This window comes from Mariniphaga sediminis, assembly GCF_003573545.1.
In the GTDB taxonomy this organism is placed as follows: Bacteria; Bacteroidota; Bacteroidia; order Bacteroidales; family Prolixibacteraceae; genus Mariniphaga; species Mariniphaga sediminis.
On record NZ_QWET01000008.1, the window covers coordinates 62,843 to 88,675 of the forward strand.

Sequence of the window (25,833 nt, forward strand, 5' to 3'; positions counted from 1 at the left end):
AAAAAATTATTCTAAATGATGTATCGGATTCTATTCCTTTCTGTTCTTTCTCTTACTCTTTCTTTTACAAGCTGTAAAATTCAAATTCCTGAGCCGGAGCGGCAGTTGACTCTGTGGTATGAAGAACCGGCAAACGTGTGGACTGAAGCGCTCCCATTGGGAAATGGCCGGTTTGGTGCTATGGTATTTGGTGGCCCCGAAACCGAACGTATCCAACTTAATGAGGAGTCACTGTGGACCGGCGGCCCCATTGAACGTATGAACCCCGAAGCCCTCGAAAACCTCGAAGAAGTGCGCCAACTTCTGTTTGAAGGGAAATATGTAGAAGGCGAACGGCTGGCACAGGAAAAAATTATGGGCAAACGCATTGACATGGGAAAGCACACTTACCAAACAATGGGCGATTTGTTCATTCAGTTTGAAGGGCTGAAGGAAATCCGTGACTACAAGCGGGAACTCGATTTACGATCAGCCGTTGCCAAAACCTCTTTTGAATCGGATGGAATCCGGTATTCGCGTGAAATACTTGCTTCGGCGCCTGGTGAAGTAATTGCCTTAAAACTTGCGGCTTCGGAGAAAGGAAAGCTCAGCTTTTCTGCCCGGCTTGAACGTCCCGGTGAAGCAGAAACCGTTTCTGTCGGAGACAAACAATTACTGATGACCGGCTTTGCCGAACACGAAAGCCGTGGAACCCGGTTTGCCTCTTTAGTCCGGGTGAATAACAAAGGTGGAGAAGTGGCAACATCTGACAATAAATTATTGGTAAAAAATGCCGACGAAGTCATTGTACTTATTTCAGGAAGGACTGACTATTGGGGAGAAAACGAAGTAGAAAAGGCTTCGCAGGATATTCAGAAAGTCCTTGAAACTGATTTTAACAAGCTGAGAGAGGAGCATATCTCTGATTACAGAAGCATGTTCGACCGTGTGGATTTTGTACTGAATACTCCCGACACGCTCAATCTGCCCACCGACCAAAGACTGGAAGGTGTAAAAAAAGGTGCGGAGGATCACCACCTCACGGAATTATATTTTCAGTATGGGCGCTATTTGCTCATCAGTTCCTCCCGTCCTGGCGGATTGCCGGCCAACCTGCAGGGCATCTGGGAAGGAGGGCTTACGCCTCCCTGGAATGCCGATTACCACATTAACATAAACTTACAGATGAACTACTGGCCTGCGCTTGTCACCAACCTTGCCGAATGCCAGGAGCCGTTCTTTGAATTTGTGGATGGTCTGCGCGAAAGAGGGACAATTACTGCCCGTGAAATGTACGGTGCAAGAGGGTTTGTAGCCCACCACACTACCGACATATGGAAATTTACCGATCCCATTGGCCTGACCCGTTACGGAATGTGGCCCATGGGAGCCGCCTGGTGTTCCGATCATTTGTGGGAGCATTACGACTACACAGGTGACCGGCAATTCCTGCAGGACAAAGCCTATCCCGTGCTGAAAGATGCCGCCTTGTTTTTTGTTGACTTTTTGGTGGAAAACCCAAAAACCGGATTGCTGGTTTCAGGCCCCGGCATGTCGCCTGAAAATACATTCATTGCTCCCAACGGAGAAAAAGCTTCTGTTTGCATGGGGCCGGCGATGGATCACCAAATCATTCGCGAGCTTTTTAACAATTGCATCAAAGCCTCTGAAATACTGGATATAGATCCTGCATTTGCTGACACGCTGCGAACGATGCTGTCTCAGCTTACTCCCTCACAGATCGGTTCCGACGGCCGTATTCTGGAATGGTCAGAAGAACTGCCCGAAGCAGAACCAGGACACCGGCACATGTCGCATCTCTACGCTTTGTATCCGGGAGAAGAGTTTACCGACCCGACCGAGCCCAAATGGATGGAAGCTTCCCGCAAATCCATCGAAGGGAGGTTGGCACATGGCGGCGGGCACACTGGTTGGAGCCGTGCCTGGATCATCAACTTTTTTGCCCGGCTGAAAGACGGACAAAAAGCAAACGAAAATATACAGGCGCTGTTTGTCAAATCGACTCACCCAAACCTGTTCGACAACCATCCGCCATTCCAGATCGACGGCAACTTCGGCGCTACTGCCGGTATGGCTGAAATGCTGTTGCAAAGCCACAACGGAGTGTTGCAACTTCTGCCTGCCCTCCCCCCTTCCTGGGAAAACGGCCATATTAAAGGATTGCGCGCCCGCGGAGGTTTTGAAGTTGATTTGGCTTGGAAAAAAGGGCAGTTAACTGAAACCACCATCCGTTCGTTACTTGGTAACGAATGCAATGTAATGTATGGTGACCAAACCATACAACTGGAAACAACAGCCGGAGAGGTCATTCAATTAAACGCTGCGCTTAAGCCGGAATAATCCAAATCGGAGTGACAATAAAATGCAGTCTTTGTTACAACACAGGCTGCATTTTATAAAGCTTCTAGTGACTCATCTCATGCTCGGGACAATCTATGCGCAGTTCATTTTCAGCAAGCTTACTCTGAAGCAATTTACAATAGTGCGAACCACTTTCAACCTGATAATAGGAACATGTAAAACACATTCGCTGGATGGTGATTATTCCTGATTTATTCAAATCAAAAATCAATTTCAATAAACCACTCAACATAACTTCCTTTTGTTTTGTCGTAAATTTTTCAATCGGGCTTTCCATGGATAATGAAAAAAACGCTGCTTTCTCCGCTATTTCTTTTCCTTCAGTAGTAAGCGATATATTGAAACTCCTTGTATCTGCTACATCTTCTTCCTTCTCCAGAAGTTTTTTTGTCAGTAAAACCCTGACGCTGTCGCTAATCGTGGCTTTTGTCACATTAAATTCGCGGGCCAAATAACTCACCTTACATTTCTCCCGGGAGTGAAAAAGAAGGAAGATTAATATTTGAATCTGAATGGGACTAAGGGAATTTTCTTTACTTTCATTCCAAAGCAATACCCGGAAAGCTTCCGAAATTCGCTCCAAAGCAACAACAATTTTGCTTTCTATTTTTTGGTTTTGCTTCTGTAAATCAAATGATGAACTTTTCATGCCTTCCATAAATAAATATCTTACAAAGTTAGGAATCCTTCATTTGCAAGACAATTAAACGATCAACTTAAAGGGCAGAAAATACCACTTGCGACAAAACAAATACTTCCATACCCGAAAACGAAATCAGGACTTCTTCTTTTAAGAAGAAATCCTGACAACTGAAACCACATAATATCCTTACCCTTTTACATCTGCCATTGATGCACCATAGTTGATGTGAAGCACATTACCATTTGGAGTAAGCAAAGCAGGAACAGATTTTACACCTGCCTTTTCTGCCTCTGCAATGCGATTACGCTTCTCTCCAATGTGAACGATTTCAACACTTTCTACACCAATGAGATTTACAATGTCATGCTCTGCGCTCAGACACACAGGGCAACCTGCGTGATAAAAAATTGACTTTTCCATTTGTTTACTTTTAATGTGTTTTTGTACATTTTATTATCACAGCAAAGATAGTAAGGAATCCTAACGAAAACAAATAAATAATGAATAATATTTTCCCAACAGAGATAAATTCTGCTGACAAACAATTTCTCAAACAAGAATCACGGATGTCTAAAAGGATGTAAAACGCTCTACGACAATTAATATAAAATACCCAGCAGGCATTTAACTGCGCAAAGATTTTATGAGTACCAATAATACATTTGTAATGCAGGAAGGACTATTTATTTGAATATGCATGTTCAGCCATGCCCACCAAAAAAGTAGGCATTGAACTCCCTGCCACGGGAACTAAAACTCATCCGGATATTCCACTTCCGCAAGAAAAAGTCCGTGGGCAGGAGCTGATGCCCCCGCAGCACCCCGGTCTTTCACTTCAATAATTTCTCGGAAATTTTCCAGGGAAAGTTTCCCTTTCCCAACTTCCAGCAGGGTTCCCACAACGGCGCGTACCATATTTCGCAAAAAACGGTTGGCCCGGATAGTAAAAACCAGCCTATTCTTTTCCTGTTGCCATTCGGCCCTGTAAATTTTACAGAGATTGGTTTTAACATCAGTATGCAACCGGCTGAAGCTGGTAAAATCATCGTATTCCAAAAGAATACGCGCAGCCTCGTTCATTTTAGCCACATCCAGATTACCCCGATAATAAAATGCAGTTTCCGACTGAAATGGATTTTTTTGGGTGGTAATATAATAATGGTACGTACGCGAAAGGGCACCAAAACGTGCATGCGCTTCCGTTGTTACCTGCCAGATTTTTTGAATGGCAATATCGAACGGCAAAAAGCTGTTCAGCCGAAATACCAGTTTGGTGGTGTCTAAAATCTCATTTTCCGTATCGAAATGAAGCACAAAAAATGAAGCATGAACTCCCGTGTCGGTACGGCCGGCGCCCACCACCGAAATTTCTTCCCGCAAAATGGTGGAAAAGGCTTTTTCCAAAACCTCCTGTACAGAAATAGCATTGGGCTGCACCTGCCAACCGTGATAGCGGGTTCCTTTAAAGCTGAGTTGAACAAAGTAGCGATACACTGTTTAAAATAATTTTACCGGTTCCGACAATTTTAATGTGCAATTAAATACAAAACTTTCGAATGATACTATTCTTCTCTGTTTCCTTCCATCAAGATAAATATTTAGCCTTCAAAAGGGTTATTTTCAAATTTTGTAAAACCAAATATTTCAATAGTATTTTCACTGTAATTAATTTTGTATACGATTATATATCCCTTAAATATCAGATCACGAATATCGTCTCATTCAAAAAAAATGGAATTTCTGTTTTTTTAATGGCATTTGAGGTATTTGACTTATCCGCTTCAGCAAATCAGATTTAAATTTGCGGGCAGTACCCTGCTTATCCCGGGCAATGTATTCAACCTGTCTATCCAATTTATCCCGAAAGGATTTTAAAATCCTAATCTTCATATTTCCTGATGGTCGTTTCAAGCTTTTCGTCAAGTTGTTCCAGGTTTATAAATTCTGCTGTACCATTTTCAATTGTTTCAAGTTCATTTTCAAGGTACTCCTGCACAGAAATAAACTCATCGTTTTCCCTGATAATCTCGACTTCACTTCTGCTGAACCGCTTCAAAAACCACATCAAATGACTGTAAACACTTTCACTTATTCTAAGCCGTATTGTTTGCATTGTCTCTATTTTACTTCAAACTTACAAAATATTCTATTCCGAAATATTCTCTGGGATTTAACTTATCCGAAATTTTGACAGCTTTTTATTTTTCTGACTACCAAATATTTTCAAAAAGACAATCACCAAAAGCTGACATCCAGTCATTTAAACACAAAAAAATTGACACATTTTCACCTCTGGTATCTTGTTTGATTGTACTCAGATTGTAATGAAAACAATGTTGAACTAAAAAGTAAAGGAGGATTTAGCCATGACACTTGCAAAAAGATCAGAAAACTTTTTACCGTCGTTTTTCGACAGGTTTTTTAACAGCGACTTAATGGACTGGAACCTCACCAATTTTTCCGGTCCAAACAATACGTTACCTGCTGTTAATGTGAAGGAAACCGATGACGAGTACATTCTGGAAGTTGCTGCTCCGGGGATGAGCAAAAAAGACTTCAAAATCAATTTCCAAAACAATGTACTGACCATTTCTTCTGAAAAAAAGGAAGAAAAAAGAGAAGCAGAAGACAATTACACCCGGAGAGAATTCAGCTATCACTCGTTCCAGCGTTCATTTACTGTTCCGCATAACGATGTAGACAGTGACAAAATCAGCGCAGGCTATGCGGATGGTATTCTGAGCGTGAAACTTCCTAAGCGAGAAGAAGTAAAGCCGAAGCCGGCAAGGGAAATTAAAATTTCTTAAATGAAAAAACAGGCAGGAAAACACTCCTGCCTGTTCTATTTTATCGTATTTATTCACTTCCCAACCATTACGCTTAAAATATTTTAACAAAATATAAAGGTTTTTATCTTTGCAATCGTTTAAATTCGTGGACTCTAAAAAAGGTATTAAAATCAGAGCATTTAATCGATATGAATCAAACAGTAGATATTAAAGAACTGAACGAACGCATTCAAAAAGAAAGTTCGTTTGTGGAGATGGTAACTCTCGAAATGAACAAAGTAATTGTGGGGCAAAAACATCTGGTGGAAAGCCTGCTAATCGGACTTTTATCCAACGGGCACATTCTGCTGGAAGGGGTTCCGGGCCTTGCGAAAACACTCGCTATCAAATCACTGGCCCAAACAATCAGCGCCAAATTTGCGCGCATCCAGTTTACCCCCGACCTGCTCCCTGCCGATCTTTTGGGAACAATGATTTACAGCCAGAAGAAAGAGGAATTTACCATAAAAAAAGGACCTATTTTCGCTAACTTCATCCTGGCTGACGAGATTAACCGCGCACCGGCTAAAGTGCAGTCGGCATTGCTGGAAGCCATGCAGGAACGCCAGATTACCATTGGCGACACTACGCACAAACTGGAAGAACCTTTTTTGGTGATGGCCACTCAAAACCCCATTGAACAAGAAGGCACCTACCCGCTTCCCGAAGCGCAGGTCGATCGTTTTATGCTGAAGGTAGTTATTAATTACCCGAACAAAGAAGAAGAAAGACAAATCATCAACCAGAATCTGCTAAGGCAATTCCCGGAAACTTCAACCATTTTAAAGCCGGAAGATATTGTGGCAGCGCGTGAAGTGGTAAAAGATGTATATATGGATGAAAAAATCCAGAAATACATTGTTGATATTGTGTTTGCCACCCGCGAACCAAAAGAATACGAACTGGCCAAATACCAGGATATGATTTCGTACGGAGCTTCACCAAGAGCGGGAATCAGTCTTGCCCAGGCGGCAAAAGCTTTCGCATTTATAAAACGCAGGGGCTACGTGATACCGGAAGATGTACGTGCTGTTTGCTCTGATGTGCTCCGCCACCGAATCGGGCTCAGTTACGAAGCAGAAGCGAACAACATCACTTCAGAAGAAATCATTACTGATATTTTGAATACGGTGGAAGTGCCGTAAGGATTGATAAAGATTGACCGACTTGTTGTAAATACAGATAAATTGAAAAGTTAAAAGCGGGGGGCTTGCACGTAAGGAAGGAAGCATGTCATTCCAACATTAAACTTTCAACATAAATTTTAAACTCTTCCATGGAGACGAGTGAATTATTAAAAAAGGTACGGAAAATAGAAATCAAAACGCGGGGATTGTCGCGGAATATTTTTGCGGGCGAATACCACAGTGCTTTCAAGGGACGCGGAATGGCGTTCTCTGAAGTGCGGGAGTACCAGTTCGGCGACGATATCCGTAACATTGACTGGAACGTAACTGCCCGTTACAACCACCCCTACGTAAAGATTTTTGAGGAAGAAAGGGAACTGACCGTCATGCTGCTTATTGATGTGAGCGGATCGCGCGAGTTTGGGACCTTTGAGAAAATGAAAAAAAATGTCATCACCGAAATCTCAGCCATCCTGTCGTTCTCTGCCATTCAAAACAACGACAAAATCGGGGTACTTTTCTTTTCCGACACCATTGAGAAATTTATTCCCCCGAAAAAAGGGAAAAGCCATATCCTTCGGATTATCCGCGAGCTGATTGACTTTCAGCCCAAAAATACGGGAACGGACATTACGGGAGCGGTACGCTACCTCACCAATGCCATCAAAAAACGAAGTACTGCTTTTATTATTTCTGACTTTATGGATGAAAATCCGGACCTTGAAATGGCCCTTTCCATTGCCAACAATAAACACGATGTGGTTGCACTTAAAGTCTACGATGAGCGGGAAAAAGAACTCCCCCCCATTGGGATGGTAAAATTGAAGGATGCTGAAACAGGGAAGTACATCTGGGTTGACAGCAGTTCACGCAAAATACGAAAAATATATTCCGATTTCTGGAATAAGCATATTTCGAGACTTGATACGATGTTTAAAAAATGTGGCGTGGACTACGTCTCCATCGACACCAAAGAAGACTATGTAAAATCCTTAATGACCCTGTTTAAAAAAAGGGCTGTTAAACAGTGATGCGAATGAAAATTAAACGAAAAATATTCTTGTTTTTTCTACTGTTCCTGGTTTCGTCGGCAGTTATTGCCCAGCGTATTAAAGCGGCAGCAAGCCTCGACTCTGCCAACATTCTGCTGGGCGATCAGGTAAAGCTCTTCCTGGAAATCAACCACCCCAAAAAAGTGGATATTACTTTTCCTCAGGTACCCGACACAATACGGGGAAACATTGAAGTGCTTCAACAGTCTGAAATCGACACATTTGAAATGGATGACGAAACATTTCAGAAGCAGATACAATCGTACCTTATTACCTGTTTCGACAGTGGTTCTCACCGCATTCCGCCCTTTTGGTTTAAAATAAACATGGACGGGAGAATTGATTCGATTCCCAGCAATGGGGTTACGCTGAATGTCCACACCATTCCCATCGATACCACCCGGGGGCCAACTGACATTAAAATGCCGTACGATGCTCCGGTAACCCTAAAGGAAGTTATTCCCTATATTTTGGGAATCATTCTTATCGGTGCCATCCTGTTTTTTATTCTTTATTCCATAAAAAGGAAAAAGCAGAACAAGCCTATTTTTACACTTCCCAAAAAACCGAAAGAACCGGCACATGTTATTGCTTTGCGGGAACTGGACCGAATAAAAGATGAAAAACTGTGGCAGCAGGGTAAAATAAAACCGTTTTACAGCGACGTTACCGAAACGCTCCGGACATATATTGAAGACCGTTATGATATTCCGGCCATGGAAAAAACCTCTGATGAGACCCTGGATAGTTTCAGGTTCAGGCGTGATTTACTGAAAGAAAAAACGTTTGAAAACCTCAGCCGGATATTGAAACTGGCCGACCTGGTAAAATTTGCCAAATACACTCCCCTGCCCGATGACAACAATATGACACTGGTGGACGCCTACTTTTTTATTAACGATACAAAAGAGGAGGTAAAAGAGGCCAAGCCCCCGGAAGCGGTAAAAGATGATGAAGGAGAAGATGTGGAAATTAAATAAAAAAGGATGTTTGAAGGACTGACATTTAAAAACCCGGAATTTTTTTATCTGCTGTTGGTGGTTGTGCCAATGACGGTTTGGTACGTTTTCAGGCAAAAAAGAAATACGGCAAGCATCCGGATCTCTTCTACGGCTCCGGTTTTTAAAGCGCCAAGAACTATCAGGCACTACCTGCGGCACCTCGTATTTTTATTGCAGGTGCTGGCACTTGCGGCCTTTACCATAGTGCTGGCCCGCCCGCAATCCTCCAGCGATTTTGAAAATGTTACAACCGAAGGAATAGACATTGTCATTTCGTTGGACATTTCAACCAGTATGCTGGCGCGGGATTTCTCTCCCGACCGGCTGGAAGCAGCAAAAAACGTAGCCATGGAATTTATTTCAGGGCGGCAATACGACCGCATCGGACTGGTAGTATTTGCCGGCGAAGCTTTTACGCAGTGCCCGCTAACCACCGACAGGGCTGTTTTGCTGAACCTTTTCAAAGACATTAAAACCGGAATGATTCAAGACGGTACTGCCATTGGGAACGGACTGGCAACGTCAGTGGCCCGCATGAAAGACAGCGACGCCATCAGCCGGGTGGTTATCCTGCTCACCGACGGGGAAAACAACTCCGGGGAAATCGCCCCGCTCACGGCAGCCGAAATTGCCCGTACTTTCGGAATCCGTGTTTATACCATTGGCGTGGGAACGGTGGGGACAGCCCCCTACCCTGTTCAAACACCTTATGGAACACAATTGCGGGATATTGAAGTAAAAATTGACGAAGAGATGCTGCAGCAAATTTCATCCATTACCGACGGAAAGTATTTCAGGGCTACCAGCAATACCAAGCTGCAGGAGATATACGATGAAATAGACCAGTTGGAAAAATCGAAAATTGAAGTACGTGAGTTCAGTCGCCAGTCGGAAGAATTTTTGCCCTTTGCACTGGCAGGAATTTTGTTATTGGTTACGAGCCTTTTGCTGCGGACAACTGTATTCAGAAGCATCCCTTAAAAGTTGGAAAAAATGGAAATGTTCAGGTTTGCACATATCGAATATTTATGGGGGCTGTTAATTATCCCGCTGCTGGCCCTGTTTTTTATTTTATCGCGGGTTGCCAGAAAGCGGGCGCTCAGGCGTTTTGGCAACCACGAAACCATTAAAGAGTTAATGCCTTTTGCTTCCAAAAGCAGGCCGGCATTCAAATTTATAGTGGTTATGCTGGCGCTGGCATTTTTTATTGTGGGTGCTGCCCGGCCGCAGTTCGGTTCAAAGCTTAAAAAGATGAAACGCGAAGGAATTGAGTTGATCATTGCCCTCGACGTTTCCAACAGTATGATGGCTGAAGATATTCAGCCCAACCGGCTGGAACGGTCCAAACGGGCCATATCCAGACTGGTAGATCGATTAAAGGATGATAAAATAGGGCTGATTGTTTTTGCCGGGGAGGCCTACACCCAACTCCCCATTACCAGCGATTACAATTCGGCCAAACTCTTTCTGGAAGCTGTAAATACCCAAATGGTGCCCCGGCAGGGAACCGCCATCGGAGCGGCCATTAACCTGGCCATGCGTTCATTCACGCCCGAAGGAGAGGCCAACAAAGCCATTGTTATCATTACGGATGGAGAGAACCATGAAGACGATCCGCTCGCTGCAGCAGAAGAGGCAATAAATAATGGAATCGTTGTGCATACCATTGGGATGGGATTACCGCAGGGAGCACCTATTCCGTTTTCCAGCAACGGACAAAAAGATTACATGCGCGACAACGACGGAAACGTGGTGGTTACCAAACTGGATGAACCGATGCTGGAAAAAATTGCCGCGGCCGGAAATGGAATCTATGTGCGGGCCAACAATGCCCAGGTAGGGCTGAACGCCCTTTTCGACGAGATCAATAAAATGGAAACAGAAGAAATGGAGGCCCTGGTTTACTCAGAATACGACGACCAGTTTCAATACTTTTTTGCCATCGGAATATTTTTATTGTTGCTCGAATTTATTATCCTTGAAAGGAAAAACAGGTATTTGATGAAGGTAAAATTATTTTCAGCAAAATAATTGGATTATGAAACGGTATATTTTATTGATCTTAATAACAGGAATTTCGGTAATCGTTTACGGACAGAATGAACGCAAGTTTGTCCGCGATGGGAATAAGCTGTTTATGGAAGCAGTGAAAGATACAACACGGTTAGATACCCTCAAATTCAGCCAGGCCGAAGAAGAATACCGCAAAGCGCTCAATAAAAGGCCAGGGCACGAAAAATGGGATTTTAACCTTGCCGACGCCCTTTACAAGCAAATGCGCTTTGAAGAAGCAGAGCAAAAGTTCAACGAGTTGGAAGAAAAACTTGAAACACCGCAAGAAAAAGCCCGGGCTCTGCATAACATGGGGAACAGCCAGCTAATGCAGCAAAAAATTGACGAAAGCATTGAATCCTACAAAGAGGCGCTACGTAAGAATCCCAATGATTTGGATACCAAATACAACCTTGCTTATGCCCAAATGCTGAAAAATCAGCAGCAACAGCAACAACAACAGCAGAATAAGGATCAAGACAAAAATCAGGATCAACAGAATCAGGATCAGCAAAACAATCAAGACCAACAGAACCAGGACAAACAGGACAATCAAGACCAACAAAATAAACAGGACCAGCAGAACCAACAGAATAAGCAGGACCAGCAAAATCAACAACAGCAACAGCAGCCTCAGCCAAAAATATCAAAACAGGATGCCGAGCAGCTTTTGCAGGCCTTGCAAAATGATGAGCGAGACATTCAGGAAAAAGTAAAAAAGGAAAAAGCGGCCAGAGCAAAAAGAATAAAAACAGAAAAAGAATGGTAATCAAAAAATGATAAAAAAACTGAAAATATATCTGATACTTGTACTTGCCTTTGTAACGCTGGCAGCACAGGCAGAACAAACACGGTTCGAGATGTCAGCCCCCAATGCGGTAGAAATGGGGCAGCAATTCCGGCTTACCTTTACGCTGAACGACCGGGGGAGTAATTTGCAGTTGCCACCCAACCTTAACAGCAACTTTGACATACTGATGGGACCCAGCACCGGACAATCTACCAGCATTCGTACTATCAACGGGCGAACCACTACCGAAGTTACCTACTCCTATACCTACATTTTGAGGTCGAAAAGCGAAGGGACTTTTGAAATCAGGCCGGCATCTATCGAAATAGATGGGAAAGTGATGGAGTCCAATTCATTAAAAATACAAGTTGTAAAGGCCCAGTCACAACCGCAGCAGCAACGGCAACCACAGTCCGGAGGCAGTAGCAGCAACCAGGGATCACAGTCGGTCGACCTTGGTGGCGACAATCTTTTTCTCCGAATGGAAATGAGCAAACAAAATGTTTTCAGGGGAGAACAAATTATTGCCACCGTAAAATTATATGCCGATCCCAACATCCCCATATCAGGGTTTGAGGAAGTGAACCTGCCTACTTATGAAGGTTTTTTTACGCAAGACATTGAAATTCCCAAACAAATAAATTTCACACGTGAGGTTTATGATAACCGGATTTACCAGGTGGGCATTCTAAAAAAAACAGTGTTGTTTCCACAACAAAACGGGACCCTTACTGTCGATCCGTTCAGCATGACCCTCCTTGTACAGCAAAGGGTAAGACCGAGAAGCTTCTTTGATGATTTTTTCAGCGGCATCCAGACTGTGCGAACCACCATTACAAGTAAACAGGCCAGGGTGAATGTGAAAGACCTTCCACCTTCGCCGGCTAACTTTTACGGAGGAGTGGGTAATTTCTCAGTATCTTCTGAAATGAGTTCCGAAGATGTTACAACCAACGACGCCGTAACATTAAAAGTAACCATTAACGGAACGGGAAACCTCCGGCTGATACGAAATCCGGAGTTACAGTTACCCACCGATTTTGAAGTATACGACCCGCGTGCCACCGACAATGTGCGCGCCACCGACAACGGTGTTACCGGCACCAAAACAATCGAATACCTCTTCCAGCCCCGGTTCGAAGGGGATTATACGGTTCCTTCCATTCCGTTCGTGTTTTTCAATCCATCTACCGGTTCGTACGTTACTCGTTCCACACAGGAATACACCCTGCACGTTGAGAAAGGAACAGGCGCGGAATCTACAACCGTGCTGAGCTCACGTCAGCGGGAAGACCTGCAACTGATTGGGCAGGATATCCGGTACATAAAACAGGGAAACCCCATGCTTCGCAGCCGGGGAGCCACTTTTTACGGAACGCCTGTTTTTTATTCCATCTACGGGGGAAGTACCTTGCTGTTTCTGTTCCTGATTTTTATTTACCGGAAAAAAGCGCGCGAAAACGCCAACGCCGCACTGATGCGTAACAAAAAGGCCAACCGTGTGGCTACCAAAAGGCTTAAGGCTGCATCCGGGTTTATGAAAAAGAACCAGGACGAAGCATTCCATGAGGCCATTTTGAAAGCATTCTGGGGATACCTGAGCGACAAGCTGGGAATTCCGGTAGCTAACCTTAACCGGGAAAGCGCGGTGGACAAACTGAATGAAAAAAATGCAGAACAAAACCTCATCGACGATTTTGTAGAAATTATCGAACAATGTGAGTTTGCACGCTACGCGCCATCAGGAGGCTCAGAGGCCCGAAGCGAACTGTATAAAAAAGCCGTTTCCACGATGAGCAGATTAGAGAAACAGATAAAGAGATAAATCCAAATAACATGACAATAAAAGATATAAAACGATACATCTTACTCCTGCCTGTGCTGGTTGTATTTCTTCAGGTTTCCGCCCAGGATTCCACCCAGGTACTTTGGGAAAAAGCCAATGCCTTTTACACAACCGAAGATTACCAACAGGCTGTTTCAATATATGAACAGATTTTAAATTCAGGACAGGAGTCGGCCAAACTTTACTTCAACCTGGGAAACGCTTATTACAAATCCGGAGACATCAACCAGGCCATTTTGAATTTTGAACGTGCCAGGTTGCTGGCCCCGCAGGATCAGGATATTGCGTTCAATCTGGAACTGGCTAATCAATTTGTGGTGACTGAAATTGAAGCGCTGCCCCAGCCCTTTTTTAAGCGCTGGCGAAGCAGGGTCATTAACCTTTACCCGGCTGATTCGTGGGCAGCCATCAGTATAGGGGCGTTTGTTTTTTTCCTTGGCCTGCTGGGGTTGTTTATTTTTGGCCGCAGCACTTTTGTCAAAAAATTTTCATTCTGGGTTGGTATCCTGGCAGTCGTTATCTCCGGATTCACCTTTTCATTCGCTGCCAGGCAAAAAGAGAAAATAAACCAACGAAAACATGCCATTGTTTTTTGTCCTCGTGTAACTGTTAAAAGCGCCCCGACAGAAAACAGCACCGACCTGTTTTTGCTTTACGAAGGGGTAAAAGTGGAAATTTCCGACAGTTTAAGCACCTGGAGAGAAATAAGGCTCTCAGACGGGAACGTGGGCTGGCTGCCCGATTCATGTATTGTCAGGATTTAAAAATAATAATATGGAAAGCGAATCCAGGCTTGCGGTACTCATAGACGGCGACAACATACCCTCCGCTTACGTGAAGGAAATGATGGAAGAAATTGCCAAGTACGGTAACCCTACCATTAAACGCATTTACGGCGACTGGACCAAACCGTTCCTCTCCAAATGGAAAAACCTGTTGCTCGAAAATGCCATCACACCTATCCAACAGTATGGCTACACTTCAGGAAAAAATTCCACCGACTCAGCCATGATCATCGATGCGATGGACATTCTTTACAGCGGGAAAGTGGACGGCTTTTGCCTGGTTTCAAGCGACAGCGACTTTACCCGGCTGGCCACCCGCCTGAGGGAAGCAGGAATGAAAGTTTACGGAATCGGCGAGAAAAAAACACCCGAGCCGTTTATCGTCGCGTGCGACAAATTTATATACATCGAAATCCTGGCAAACCGGGCAAAAGAAAGCGAAAGCAGCACTACTCCCGACAAGCCGGCAAAAAAGCCACCGGTGGACAAAATTACCCCGAAAGTGATTCGGCTGATTGCTTCTACCATTTCCGATCTGGCCGATGACGACGGCTGGGCCTTTCTCGGCGATGTGGGCAGCTTGCTGCAAAAAAAGCAACCCAATTTCGACTCCCGGAACTACGGTTTTGAAAAACTCACTCCGCTCATAGATTCCATCGGGAAATTTGAAATTGACTTGCGGGACAGCAAACAGGGAAAATTCAAACTGATTTACGTGCGAAATAAAAAAAGGTAAAATTTTCCTTATCCCTCGCATTCCAATATCCGGTTCAGATTAAAAGCCTAAAACCATATATTCAGAAAAGATAAGGCGTAATAACGGACTAATACCGTATGCCTGCGGCATTTTTGGGCGTCCTGCGAGCATGCGGGGCCGCCCTGCATGTTTTTACCCCTCCCTGTATCAATTTTGTGCTTCCCTGCGCTACAGAAACTCAAAAAAACAAAGCAGGACGACAAAAAACACCGCAGAAATGACTAAAAACGCTGCAGGGACACAAAAAACACTGCAGAAACCGGAAAAATCGCAACAGGAAGTCAAAAAAGCTTACAGGAGAACAAAAAAACGCTGCAGGGCTCGTTTTCAATTGAAAAAAAATTGACAGTAAATGTTAGCTTTTGTCCTTTCCTAAGGTAGCAACTGTTGCTTTTTGCCAGGTTGAATTATGGCAGGGACCACCTGCATTCCTTTCATAATGTCAGGGCACGCCCCCCTTTAAGATAGTTACCTTAAAAGGATGGGCCGATCTCTTTTCATCCCCTTCACCACGAATGGTATTAATCTGCTTTAATAACTTCGCCCGAGATCATTTGTCCTGACTTCTTCCAGCTTTGATTTCAGTTGTTTCCGGAATTGCTCAACAATACTATCGTAATCCGGATTTAACGCAAGATTTGTAAATTGTTGGGCATCATTCTCCATGTCATACAATTCTATTCCCGAACCCGCATCTTCATCGTATTGTATATAAGCCCACTTTTTAGTCCTGAGCAAGAATGATTTTCCACCCTGTGTTACCGTGAATGCCATGTCACGGAGTGAAATATCAGGGTTGTCAAAAACCGGGGCAAAACTTTTCCCCTGGATATATTCGGGATATTTTAAACCGGCTAATTCAGCAACGGTAGGATATATATCGATCATTTCAAAAAATGAATCGTATACAGCCGGTTTTTTCCCCGGAACCTTAATAATCATTGGAACACGCACCGATTCTTCGTGCAGGCTTACTTTCATCCAGAAGTTGTGTTCACATAAATGAAAGCCATGGTCAGAGGTTAAAACGACAATCGTATTATCGTCCAACCCTTCTTCTTTTAATGTATGCAATACTTTGCCCACTTGTTTATCCATGTATGAAACGGAAGCATAATAGGCTGCCACGGCCTTTTTCTCCTGGGTCTGGTTCATTTTAGCATTTACACTTGTCACATAATTTATTCCCCGCTCAGGGATATCATCCCAGTCTCCATCTATTTTTTCCGGAAGCGTAATATTTTCGAAAGGATAGGGGGCAAAATATTCCCGGGGCGCAACAAAAGGCACATGTGGGCGCACAAAACCGACGGCAAGAAAGAATGGTTCATTCTTGTGGAGGCGAATTAATTCGCATGCTTTCTGTGCCGTTTTTCCGTCAGAATGCACCAGGTCATCTCCATCAGCTTTTACGATGGTCATCACATTGCCTCCTTTAATTGGCAAAGAACCGTCAGGATTCCCCTGTACCAGCTCTCCGTCGCCCGGAGCTTTCCATTCGGGTCCTTTGCTATTGAATTTTTCGGTCCATGAAGCCGGGTCATCGGTTCCATCCGATCCTAATTCAATATCAATCGGAACTCCCATATGGAATATTTTACTTACACGTGCCGTATAATATCCGTTTTCCCGAAAAAGCTGAGGCCAGGTTTTCCGCTCAGGACCAATATTTTCCCGACCGCTCACATATCCGTAAGTTTCTGTTGCATTTGGGTAATACCCGGATAAAAAGGAAGCCCGCGAGGGACCGCAAACAGGATATTGACAATAAGCTCTTGTGAAAAGTACTCCTCCTGAAGCCAGCTTGTCAATATTGGGTGTCTGGCAGGTTTTATTTTCGTAAGCTGAAACAGCGGTTGCAGTCAAGTCATCAGATATTATAAAAAGCACATTGGGCTTCTTAACATCTTGAGTAAATCCACTGACCAGCAACGGAATAAACAAAAACAATAATTTATACATGGCTTCCATTTAATATGTATCAAAGAAACTGTTACGACTGTATAAAAAGACAATCGTAACAGTTTAAAACATCTAATAGAAATTTTTGCAATAAGCGAGAATATTCTTACCAATTTGGATTCTGCACAAGATTAGGACTCAGTTCCCGCTCTTTCTGTGGTATTGGCCATAAATAATCCCTGTTCTCGTTAAACACTCTGTTATAACCCGTAATCTCCAAAGTTACAAGTGTTCCGTTGTCATCATAAGTCATACCGTAAACATCCTCCGGCATCACTATGTGGGCTATCCTCCAACGCCTGAGGTCGAAAAGGCGTGTTCCCTCAAATGCCAGTTCAATGGTCCTTTCTTTCCGTACCAATTGCCTTAACTGCTCCTGAGTGAAGTTTTGTCCGATAGGAGGCATCTCCACACTTACCCTGGTGCGGACTTCATTAATAGCATCATACACCGAATTATCTATTTCATTTAATTCAATTTTTGCTTCGGCATAGGTTAGAAGCACTTCGGCATAGCGCAATAAAATCAGGTTAATCCCTGAATTTCCAGGCGTAGTCATGTCATCGTCAGAGATGTATTTTTTTACGTTCCAACCGGTAGTGGTAGTATAAAGCGTCCCTCCCACCGGGTCTGTCGCATCCGGGTCACCCGGAATTGAATTATATATTAATCCGTTGGGCAATACCATTCCTGTAACAAAGATGGATTGTTTCAACCTGGGATCCCTGTTTTCGTAAGGATTGTAAGGGTCAAATCCACTTTCCGGATCGGTAATGGGCAACCCGTTGGTCATGTCGTACATGTCGACCAACTTTTTCGTAGGGACATAAACACTTCCAACACTCCCGGGCACTAAGCTCCAGGGACCTAGAGTATTGTAATAGTTATTTGAATAAACATCTTTGGCATACTGATGATCCAGGATTACTTCACTACAGTTTTCACCTGCGTACTGAAAAAGGTCTTCATACGAATTGTGCAAACTGTACACCCCAAGGTCCATCACTTGTTTGGCAGCAGCAGCTGATTCTGAATACCGCCCTGCATAGAGCATTGCCCGGGCTTTTAATCCCAGGGCCGCACCTTTTATTACACGACCGGTATTATTGCCGGTTTGTGTTGTCGGCAATTCTCCGGCAGCGGTGGTTAATTCCTGCGAAACAAAGTCCCAGATAGTTGAGACCGGATCCCGGGTAATTGTTTTCCCTTCTTCAGCACTTATATTTGTAGTAACTAAAGGTACATCTCCGTAAAGCATTACAAGTTTCATATAATGAAATGCACGGATGGTGCGCACTTCTCCTTTTAGCTGACTAATTAGCTGGGCATTGTCAGTTTCCACGCCATCGATGTTTTCAAAAAAGTAATTTGCACGCTGGATTGCCGTATAGGCATCGTCCCATTCATCAAGGTAGCGTGAAAAAGTGGCATCCGAATTTCCAGCTTCAATAATTGAATTATTTTCAAAAAGCCGGTTGGTATGGAACACGTCGGTTATGCCATCGTAAGCAAAAAGTTTGTTTCCGTCTAAGGTTGGATAAAGTGCATTTGCCCCCGTTATGGCATCATCCTCCGTGTGCCAGTATATTTCTGTTGATATCCTGTCATCAGGAATAGTTTCCAGTAAATTTTCCTGACAAGAAACCAGAAAGGCAGCTATTATTATCGATAAAATAATCTTTTTCATTTCGTGTAAGTTTTAAAAATTCAACTTTAAACCAACAGTGTATATTCCGACCTGCGGATAATAATTTGCCCTTCCCGGTGGCATTTCAGGATCTAAATTCCATTCATTCAGTTTCGAAAGCGTAATCAGGTCAGTTGCATTTATATAGACCTGTGCTCTGCTGATTGGCAGTTTATTCAGCAAACTTGCCGGTACATTGTAAGAAATCATGGTATTTTTTAACCGGATATAATCGGCATCTATTGTCAGTAAATCAGACGCCTGCAAATTACGCAGATTCGATTTGATGGGCCTTGGCCATCGGGCATCGCGGTTGTTTTCGGTCCAGTAATCGGCATATACTTTATGGGTAAAAGCCTCGTATGTTGCCTGGTGTCCCAATCCTCCAGCTACCTGTGTGGTGTGCCCGCTGGCTCCCTGCCACTGCATGTATAACTCAAAGTTTTTATAGCTGAAATTCATGGTTGAACCATACGTATATATCGGAAAACTATAACCCAGGAATGCGCGGTCGTCCGGGGTAATTTTATCATCATCATTTAAATTCAGGTATTTCACATCACCCGGTTTGGTATTTGCCTGATAAGTCGGGTAGTTTGCAATCTCCTCTTCAGTTTGGAAAAATCCGTCGGTAAGGTATCCCCACAAACTGTTCATCGCCATCCCTTCCTTTATGATAAAGGTCTGGTTTGCTCCACCACCTTCAATATACGGACCTGTTCCAAGCAGGTCTTCCACAACGTTTTTATTCCTGCTGATATTTAATCCCAGATTGTATTTAAATACATTTCCACCGCGGAAATCTAAAGATGCTTCCCATCCTTTATTCCTGACAGTCCCGGCATTTTGGAAAGATGCGTCTAAACCTACCGTAGCCGGGATAGGTAATTCCAGAAGGATATCTTTGGTAAGTTTATTATAGTAATCAAACGAGAAATTCATTCGGTTACTTAATAATCCCAAATCAATACCAATATCTAATTGTTCCGTTTTTTCCCAGGTAAGGTTTTCATTGACAATCCGGGTAGGAGCATAGCCCACAGCCGGGTTTTCAAAGAAGGCATAATCGATGTTCGTAAGTGCCGGGTAAAACTCGTAAAGGTCGATTGCCTGGTTCCCGGTAATCCCCCAGGAGGCACGTAATTTAAATTCATTGATTGTTTCAGAAAGGCTGCCCCAGAAATTTTCCTGGGAAATCCTCCATGCGCCGGAGAACGATGGGAAAAAGGCATATCGTTTTGCTGAACTAAACCTGGAAGAACCATCGTATCTGCCATTTATCTCAATAAAATATTTTTTCGCATAATTATAATTCAGTCGTCCAAAATAAGACCTTAACCCGTATCCCCTGTTATAACCTTCATTATCTTTATTGTCGTTCGAGCCTGAATCCAAAGACTGAATATCGTTGTTGTAAAAATCCTGCCGGAAACCTTCCAGGTATTTTTGTTTATTATCAATAGTGGAATACCCTAGAAGCAGATTCACATTGTTATTCCCCAAAGATTTATGATAATTGAGCAAATGATTAAGGGTATATTCCCTGAAACTTGTGCGGTTTTCCTCAAGAGAATTGATGGGGACCTGGCGTACGCGGCCTGTAACTGGGTCTTCATTCCTGTATTTGTTTTTATAGGCAGAAACCTCAGTCAGGGAATTTCTTGCCCCATATTCCAGGGTGTATTTCAGGTCGCTGAAAATTTGATAATCCGCTTTTATTTTCCCAATAAGATAATCGTTCTTTCTTTTCCTTAATCCTGATAATTCAGCAAAAATCAGCGGGTTATTATTTTGCGGACCAAGTCCATATTCTCCGGTTTTATACTGAGGATAAGAAAATTTTGTGGCATGGAGCATATAGTTAAATACATTAAAAACTCCATCGTAGGGCTGCCTGTCTTCCGAAGACCTGAAGTTAATATCAAAAGAAACTTTCAGCTTTTCAGATACATTAAAATCGGTATTGATCCTGACTTCATTTGTTTTATCTGAAAAATTACTTACAATACCTTCAATATCCTGGTACCTCAAGCTGGCCCTGGCCTGCATAAAGTCGGTACCACCACTGAACGAAAGGGTATGGTTTTGCTGGGGTGCATCTTTTAACATCACTCCTTTATCGAACCAAGGAAATGGAAGCGGGTATTTTTCGCGATCGGTAGCATTAACATATTCATTGATAAATTCTTCAGAATATGTTGGTGAAGAACCAGCATTAATCCGGGCAACATTTTCCAATTCGAAATAACTCCTCAGGTCAAGGTGCTCGGGTCGGTTCAATGCCCGCTGGAAACCATAATACCCGTGGTAGGAAACATTTACGTCTCCTTTCTCTCCTCTTCGGGTGGTTATCAGTATAACCCCGTTGGCAGCACGGGATCCGTATATGGCTGTTGACGAAGCATCTTTAAGTACAGAAATGCTTGCAATGTCATCAGGGTTTATGTCGCTCATACGTTGTTCAATGCCGTCAACAATAATCAACGGGTCCCTTTTTGTCTCATCGTCTCCTAACGTTGTAAGCCCCCTGATACGGATATTGATTTCTGAGTCACCAGGTCTCCCTCCATTATCTATGACAACAACCCCGGGAGCCATCCCCTGCAATGACTGACCGATGTGCGATACCGGCTTTTTCACGATTTCGTCTCCATCTATCTGGGCTACAGAGTTTGTTAAACTTATTCTCTCCTGAACGGCGTACCCCACAGCAATAACTTCTTCCAGGCCAATGGTTTCTTCTTCCATGCTCACATTAATTGTCAGCTGATCGCCTACAACCACTTCCTGTTTCTTCATCCCAACAAATGAAAATACCAATGTGGCGTCCTCTGGAATATTGGTAAGGGTATATTCGCCTTCAGCATTTGTTACCGTTCCCCTTGAGGTACCCTTTATTACCACAGCGACTCCAGGCAAAGGCTGGCTTCGGGTATCTTCTACTTTACCCGAAACGGTTCGTTGGGCCTGTTGCCCGCGAGTGTAACTATCTGCATTTCCGGGCCGGTAATTTTCTCCGGGAAAAAGGATGATGTGTTTGTCTATAATCCGGTAATCTGTTTCATTTCCGAAAAGCTGGTTAAGTACCGTTTCAATGGTTTCGTCTTTAACAATGATATTTACCTTTCGGTCAGCATCAATCTTGTTATTGTCATACATAAACGAGAACTCCGAGTTATACTCGATATGCTGCAATACATTCTTAATACTTACATCTCTCAAGGCAAAGGTCATCCTGGCACTTTGTGCATAACTTTTTTCCGCTATACTGTTCAGGAGACCAAAACCACAGATAAGTACTAAAATTAGTTTCATCGTTAGTAACATTTTTAAAGCGGGGGAGAAAACATCAATCCCCCGGGTTCTTTTACAATTTTTCATATCTTTGTTTTGGTTTTTGCAGTTCCCAGATAAAACACAATCGGCAAATTTGTTCCTTCCGGGATGCTGCGATTAAACAATTAATTTTATAGGACAGGCTTGCCCGTCCGGCAAGTCTGTTTTTTTAATAATTAGTCAGTTAGTTCTCCCTCATAGGCATTTTGTTTTAATTCGAATATTTTATTTTTACATCTTTCCCGCGAATCTCATAAATGATCGGGGTCATTACTTTCAGCATCTCAAGCATTTCGCGGAATGATTCGGTCTTGACCCTGAAAGTATAACTATGCTTTCCCTTCATCTCACTATCTAAGGCAATATCAACTCCATACCACCGCTCAAGATATTTTACAACTTCCTCCAGCGGGGTATTATCAAAAATCAATTCGTTATTCTTCCATGCACTCACCAAGTCAGGATTATTTTCGGTATAGGTAATCCTATTTGTCTCTTTATTCAGCGAAGCTTGTTCCCCCCGCGTGAGCCGGCGGAGTTCTTTCGACTTGTCAGACACGCCTACGATTCCTTCCATCACAGTTATTTCCTCAACACGATCATCCTCATAATTTTTTATATTGAATGAAGTTCCGTAAACTTTCACATCAAGAATTCCGGTTTTCACCCTGAAAAATTTTGAGCTGTCTTCTTTTACCTCAAAAAATGCTTCCCCCTTCAATATTACTTCTCTTTCTTTCACATTAAAATCTCCCTTGTATTTCAGAGAGGAACCGGAATTCAGCCAAACGTATGAACTATCGGGTAATATGACCATCGACTTTTGTCCCATCGGAGTCACTATTTCGGTATATTGCTGCAAATTAGTTCTATTCCCGGCATTAAAAAGCCAAACAACAGATAGCCCCACCAATAAAATAATGACAGCTGCTGCAACATATTTGAATTTCTCAAACAACTTTTTCACAGGAGTACCAGAGGTGATTCGTTGTTCAATTTTCCTCCATGCTATTTCTTTATTGGGTTCCAGAGCTTGGGGAACTGAGGAAGTTACCGTGTAAACATTTTGGATTTCAGTAAGTACATTTTGATTTGTCTCATCTTTTTCCAGCCAATTGTTGAGTTCGGCCAATTCTTCCGGGCTGGTCTCTTTCCGGAGATATTTAGTGATAATATGCCACGGTATACTTTTTTCCATTCTTTTTCCCTTATAATTATAAGGCACCTAACTTTCAAAATACCCCTATCCAACAATTCTTTTTTTTCAATCCTTCATCTTCAGGCTATTTCTCAAGTACCACCATAAAAAATGGTGAGACTTTTGTTCAAAAGAATATGCCAAAGCACCATGAGAAATACGGGAAAATTCAATGAAAGTTATAATTTTACCTCCTCAAACTTTAATTTATGTTATTACGGCTCTACAATGAGAACCCCAATCCCCGGGATATTCGCAAAGTGGTTGATGTGCTTCGGGAAGGAGGAATCATTATCTACCCTACCGATACGGTTTATGGTTTGGGATGCGATATTACCAACCCCAAAGCGGTGGATAAGGTAGCCCGGTTCAAAGGGATTAAAATTGAAAAAGCCAATTTTTCCTTTATTTGCAGTGACCTGAGCCACCTGTCTGACTACACCAAGCCTATCTCAAATACTGTGTTTAAACTGATGAGAAAAAACCTGCCCGGCCCGTTTACTTTTATTCTTGAGGCCAATAACAATGTACCCAGATACTTCAAAGGCAAGAAAAAAACTGTGGGTATCCGTGTTCCTGACAACAACATTATTCGCGATATTATTTACGAACTGGGAAATCCCATTCTTTCCACTTCCATTCGTGACGAGGATGAAATCCTGGAATACACCACCGATCCGGAACTGATTTATGAAAAATACCAGGACATTGCCGATTTAGTTATTGACGGGGGACATGGAGAACTGGTTCCGTCTACCGTAATTGACTGTACAAACGATGAAATTACCATTGTAAGGGAAGGAAAGGGGATTCTGGAATATTAGATTGTGCCCTCTGTCTGATCTGCCTATTCCTCGTGCCTCCTTCAGTTCCGGAAATAAAACGACACATAGATTTCCCTGTCGAAGCTAAGGGTATAAAAAAACAGACCCATTTAAAATATTTTCATGACATTACTCTCTCCAGAATGAAGGAGAAAAGATAACCAACACGGTGAAAAGTTCCAGTCGCCCCAGCAACATTAGAAACGATAAGAACCATTTTCCGGCAGGGCTGATATGAAGAAAGTTTTCGGCAGGGCCGACATTGCCCAAACCGGGACCGATATTACCCAGACTTGTTGCTACCGCTCCCATGGCCGATTCCATATCAGGTTCAATAAATGAAAAAACAATAGTACTTGCACCAAAAATCACAAAATAAAACATAAAAAACGCCAGCACATTGTTAATGATTTTTGCATCGACCGACTGCCTGTTAAATTTTACAGGGATAACTGCATGTGGATGGATTATTCTGCGCAGTTCATAGTAGCTGTTTTTCAAAAGTAAAACGATACGCATAATTTTAATGCTTCCACCCGTAGATCCTGCTGATCCACCAAAGAAAAACAGTCCAAAAAGCAGAATGGTCAGAACAGGAGCCCAGGTTAAATAATCCACCGTAGCAAAGCCGGTGGTAGTCATTATAGAGACCACCTGAAAAAGAGCATCCCTGAAAGCATTCTCCACACCCAACTGGGTAGTAATCAGCAACCCCGCGCTTATTACAAGGGTGAATCCAAGCACAAACAACCCGTAATATTTAAACTCTTCGTCATGCAATACTCTTTTAAAGTTGCCGCGTAAGGCCATGTAGGAAAGCGTAAAATTAGTGCCCGCCAAAAACATAAAAAGAATGATAACATACTGAATAAAGGGCGACGACCAATAAGCAATGCTTGCCTGTTTTGTCGAGAAGCCTCCGGTGGCCATGGTTGTAAATGAATGGCAAACAGCATCAAAAAGGGTCATTCCCCCAATCCACAACAAAAGCGTTTCTGCCACCGTAAACCCCAGGTAGATCACCCACAGCGTTTTGGCCGTTTGCCTGATTCTCGGGCTAATACGATCGGGTGTGGGCCCCGGAACTTCGGCTATAAACAACTGCATACCCCCAATACCAAAAACAGGCAAAATAGCCAGCGACAAAACAATAATTCCCATTCCACCCAGCCATTGGGTAATACTTCTCCAAAACAGGATACCGTGAGGAAGTGATTCGATATCTGCCAAAATAGAAGAGCCTGTGGTAGTAAATCCTGATATCGTTTCAAAAAAGGCATTGGTAAAGTCAGGGATTGCCCCGCTAATAACATACGGAAGGCTTCCGAAAAAAGAAAAAACGAGCCACACCAGCGAAACAATTATGTACCCCTCGCGCCGCCCGATGTCTCGCCGGGCATTCCGTGTTAAATAAACGATGGTTCCCCCTAACAGAATGTTAATACCTGAAGAAATAAGGAAAGCCGATTGATCGTATTCATTATACAAAAGGGCAATACCAAATGCCAGTAACATGGCAACACCTTCCACAAAAAGCAAAAATCCCAAAACTCTTAAGACAATCTTGACATTCATAGCGATTCG

21 protein-coding genes are annotated in these 25,833 nt (G+C 43.1%); 12 read left to right on the plus strand and 9 right to left on the minus strand.

Annotated elements, in window-relative coordinates:
* Positions 1-15 precede the first annotated feature (15 nt).
* Entirely contained in the window at positions 16-2,340 is a 2,325-nt protein-coding gene (locus D1164_RS12170; protein WP_119350262.1) for a glycoside hydrolase family 95 protein, read from the plus strand.
* 64 nt (positions 2,341-2,404) lie between these two features.
* On the opposite strand, the gene D1164_RS12175 is transcribed toward D1164_RS12170, so the two are convergent.
* The 4 genes from D1164_RS12175 to D1164_RS12195 all read right to left on the minus strand — a co-directional run bounded on the left by D1164_RS12175 (position 2,405) and on the right by D1164_RS12195 (position 5,117).
* The gene (locus tag D1164_RS12175) at positions 2,405-3,010 is read right to left on the minus strand and encodes a MarR family winged helix-turn-helix transcriptional regulator (protein WP_119350440.1); all 606 of its coding nucleotides are present in this window, start codon (positions 3,008-3,010) and stop codon (positions 2,405-2,407) included.
* 180 nt (positions 3,011-3,190) lie between these two features.
* On the minus strand, positions 3,191-3,424 hold the full coding sequence (locus D1164_RS12180; RefSeq protein WP_119350263.1) for a thioredoxin family protein: 234 nt from the start codon (positions 3,422-3,424) through the stop codon (positions 3,191-3,193).
* A 330-nt stretch (positions 3,425-3,754) separates the two neighbouring features.
* Positions 3,755-4,498 carry a tRNA pseudouridine(38-40) synthase TruA gene (truA, locus tag D1164_RS12185; RefSeq protein WP_119350264.1) on the minus strand — a complete coding sequence of 248 codons (744 nt, stop codon included), beginning with the start codon at positions 4,496-4,498 and terminating at the stop codon, positions 3,755-3,757.
* Between the two features lie 385 nt (positions 4,499-4,883).
* Positions 4,884-5,117: a tRNA pseudouridine synthase A gene (locus D1164_RS12195; protein WP_119350266.1), complete on the minus strand. Its 234-nt coding sequence runs from the start codon at positions 5,115-5,117 to the stop codon at positions 4,884-4,886.
* 253 nt (positions 5,118-5,370) lie between these two features.
* Between D1164_RS12195 and D1164_RS12200 the strand changes: the two genes are divergently transcribed.
* From D1164_RS12200 to D1164_RS12245, 10 genes are all read left to right on the plus strand, one after another.
* Positions 5,371-5,811 carry an Hsp20/alpha crystallin family protein gene (locus D1164_RS12200; RefSeq protein WP_119350267.1) on the plus strand — a complete coding sequence of 147 codons (441 nt, stop codon included), beginning with the start codon at positions 5,371-5,373 and terminating at the stop codon, positions 5,809-5,811.
* 170 nt (positions 5,812-5,981) lie between these two features.
* Positions 5,982-6,977: an AAA family ATPase gene (locus D1164_RS12205; protein WP_119350268.1), complete on the plus strand. Its 996-nt coding sequence runs from the start codon at positions 5,982-5,984 to the stop codon at positions 6,975-6,977.
* 131 nt (positions 6,978-7,108) lie between these two features.
* On the plus strand, positions 7,109-7,990 hold the full coding sequence (locus D1164_RS12210) for a DUF58 domain-containing protein (RefSeq protein ID WP_119350269.1): 882 nt from the start codon (positions 7,109-7,111) through the stop codon (positions 7,988-7,990).
* Positions 7,991-7,995: 5 nt separating this feature from the next.
* Entirely contained in the window at positions 7,996-8,991 is a 996-nt protein-coding gene (locus D1164_RS12215) for a hypothetical protein (RefSeq protein ID WP_147372166.1), read from the plus strand.
* Positions 8,992-8,997: 6 nt separating this feature from the next.
* Complete coding sequence (locus D1164_RS12220; protein WP_172594438.1) at positions 8,998-9,993, plus strand: vWA domain-containing protein; 996 nt, start codon at positions 8,998-9,000, stop codon at positions 9,991-9,993.
* A 12-nt stretch (positions 9,994-10,005) separates the two neighbouring features.
* Positions 10,006-11,043 (plus strand): vWA domain-containing protein, encoded by a 1,038-nt coding sequence (locus tag D1164_RS12225; protein ID WP_241558286.1) that lies wholly within the window; start codon positions 10,006-10,008, stop codon positions 11,041-11,043.
* A gap of 7 nt (positions 11,044-11,050) precedes the next feature.
* Entirely contained in the window at positions 11,051-11,833 is a 783-nt protein-coding gene (locus tag D1164_RS12230) for a tetratricopeptide repeat protein (protein ID WP_119350271.1), read from the plus strand.
* A gap of 7 nt (positions 11,834-11,840) precedes the next feature.
* Positions 11,841-13,679, plus strand: a complete 1,839-nt coding sequence (locus D1164_RS12235) for a BatD family protein (protein WP_119350272.1) — start codon at positions 11,841-11,843, stop codon at positions 13,677-13,679.
* 11 nt (positions 13,680-13,690) lie between these two features.
* Positions 13,691-14,464: a tetratricopeptide repeat protein gene (locus D1164_RS12240; protein WP_119350273.1), complete on the plus strand. Its 774-nt coding sequence runs from the start codon at positions 13,691-13,693 to the stop codon at positions 14,462-14,464.
* A 10-nt stretch (positions 14,465-14,474) separates the two neighbouring features.
* Positions 14,475-15,221 carry an NYN domain-containing protein gene (locus tag D1164_RS12245; RefSeq protein ID WP_119350274.1) on the plus strand — a complete coding sequence of 249 codons (747 nt, stop codon included), beginning with the start codon at positions 14,475-14,477 and terminating at the stop codon, positions 15,219-15,221.
* A gap of 552 nt (positions 15,222-15,773) precedes the next feature.
* Here D1164_RS12245 and D1164_RS12255 read toward each other — a convergent pair.
* The 4 genes from D1164_RS12255 to D1164_RS12270 all read right to left on the minus strand — a co-directional run bounded on the left by D1164_RS12255 (position 15,774) and on the right by D1164_RS12270 (position 23,425).
* A complete protein-coding gene (locus D1164_RS12255) occupies positions 15,774-17,204 on the minus strand; it encodes a sulfatase (RefSeq protein ID WP_206610995.1) in 1,431 nt (476 codons plus the stop codon).
* 106 nt (positions 17,205-17,310) lie between these two features.
* On the minus strand, positions 17,311-18,891 hold the full coding sequence (locus D1164_RS12260) for a RagB/SusD family nutrient uptake outer membrane protein (protein ID WP_119350277.1): 1,581 nt from the start codon (positions 18,889-18,891) through the stop codon (positions 17,311-17,313).
* A 12-nt stretch (positions 18,892-18,903) separates the two neighbouring features.
* Positions 18,904-22,206, minus strand: coding sequence for a TonB-dependent receptor (locus tag D1164_RS12265; protein ID WP_172594439.1), 3,303 nt, complete (start codon positions 22,204-22,206; stop codon positions 18,904-18,906).
* Positions 22,207-22,438: 232 nt separating this feature from the next.
* Positions 22,439-23,425, minus strand: coding sequence for a FecR family protein (locus tag D1164_RS12270; RefSeq protein WP_119350279.1), 987 nt, complete (start codon positions 23,423-23,425; stop codon positions 22,439-22,441).
* Positions 23,426-23,634: 209 nt separating this feature from the next.
* Here D1164_RS12270 and D1164_RS12275 point away from each other — a divergent pair, with 209 nt between their 5' ends.
* The gene (locus D1164_RS12275; RefSeq protein WP_119350280.1) at positions 23,635-24,249 is read left to right on the plus strand and encodes an L-threonylcarbamoyladenylate synthase; all 615 of its coding nucleotides are present in this window, start codon (positions 23,635-23,637) and stop codon (positions 24,247-24,249) included.
* A gap of 129 nt (positions 24,250-24,378) precedes the next feature.
* Here D1164_RS12275 and D1164_RS12280 read toward each other — a convergent pair whose 3' ends face one another.
* Positions 24,379-25,824, minus strand: coding sequence for a TrkH family potassium uptake protein (locus tag D1164_RS12280; RefSeq protein ID WP_206610996.1), 1,446 nt, complete (start codon positions 25,822-25,824; stop codon positions 24,379-24,381).
* Between the last annotated feature and the right edge of the window lie 9 nt (positions 25,825-25,833).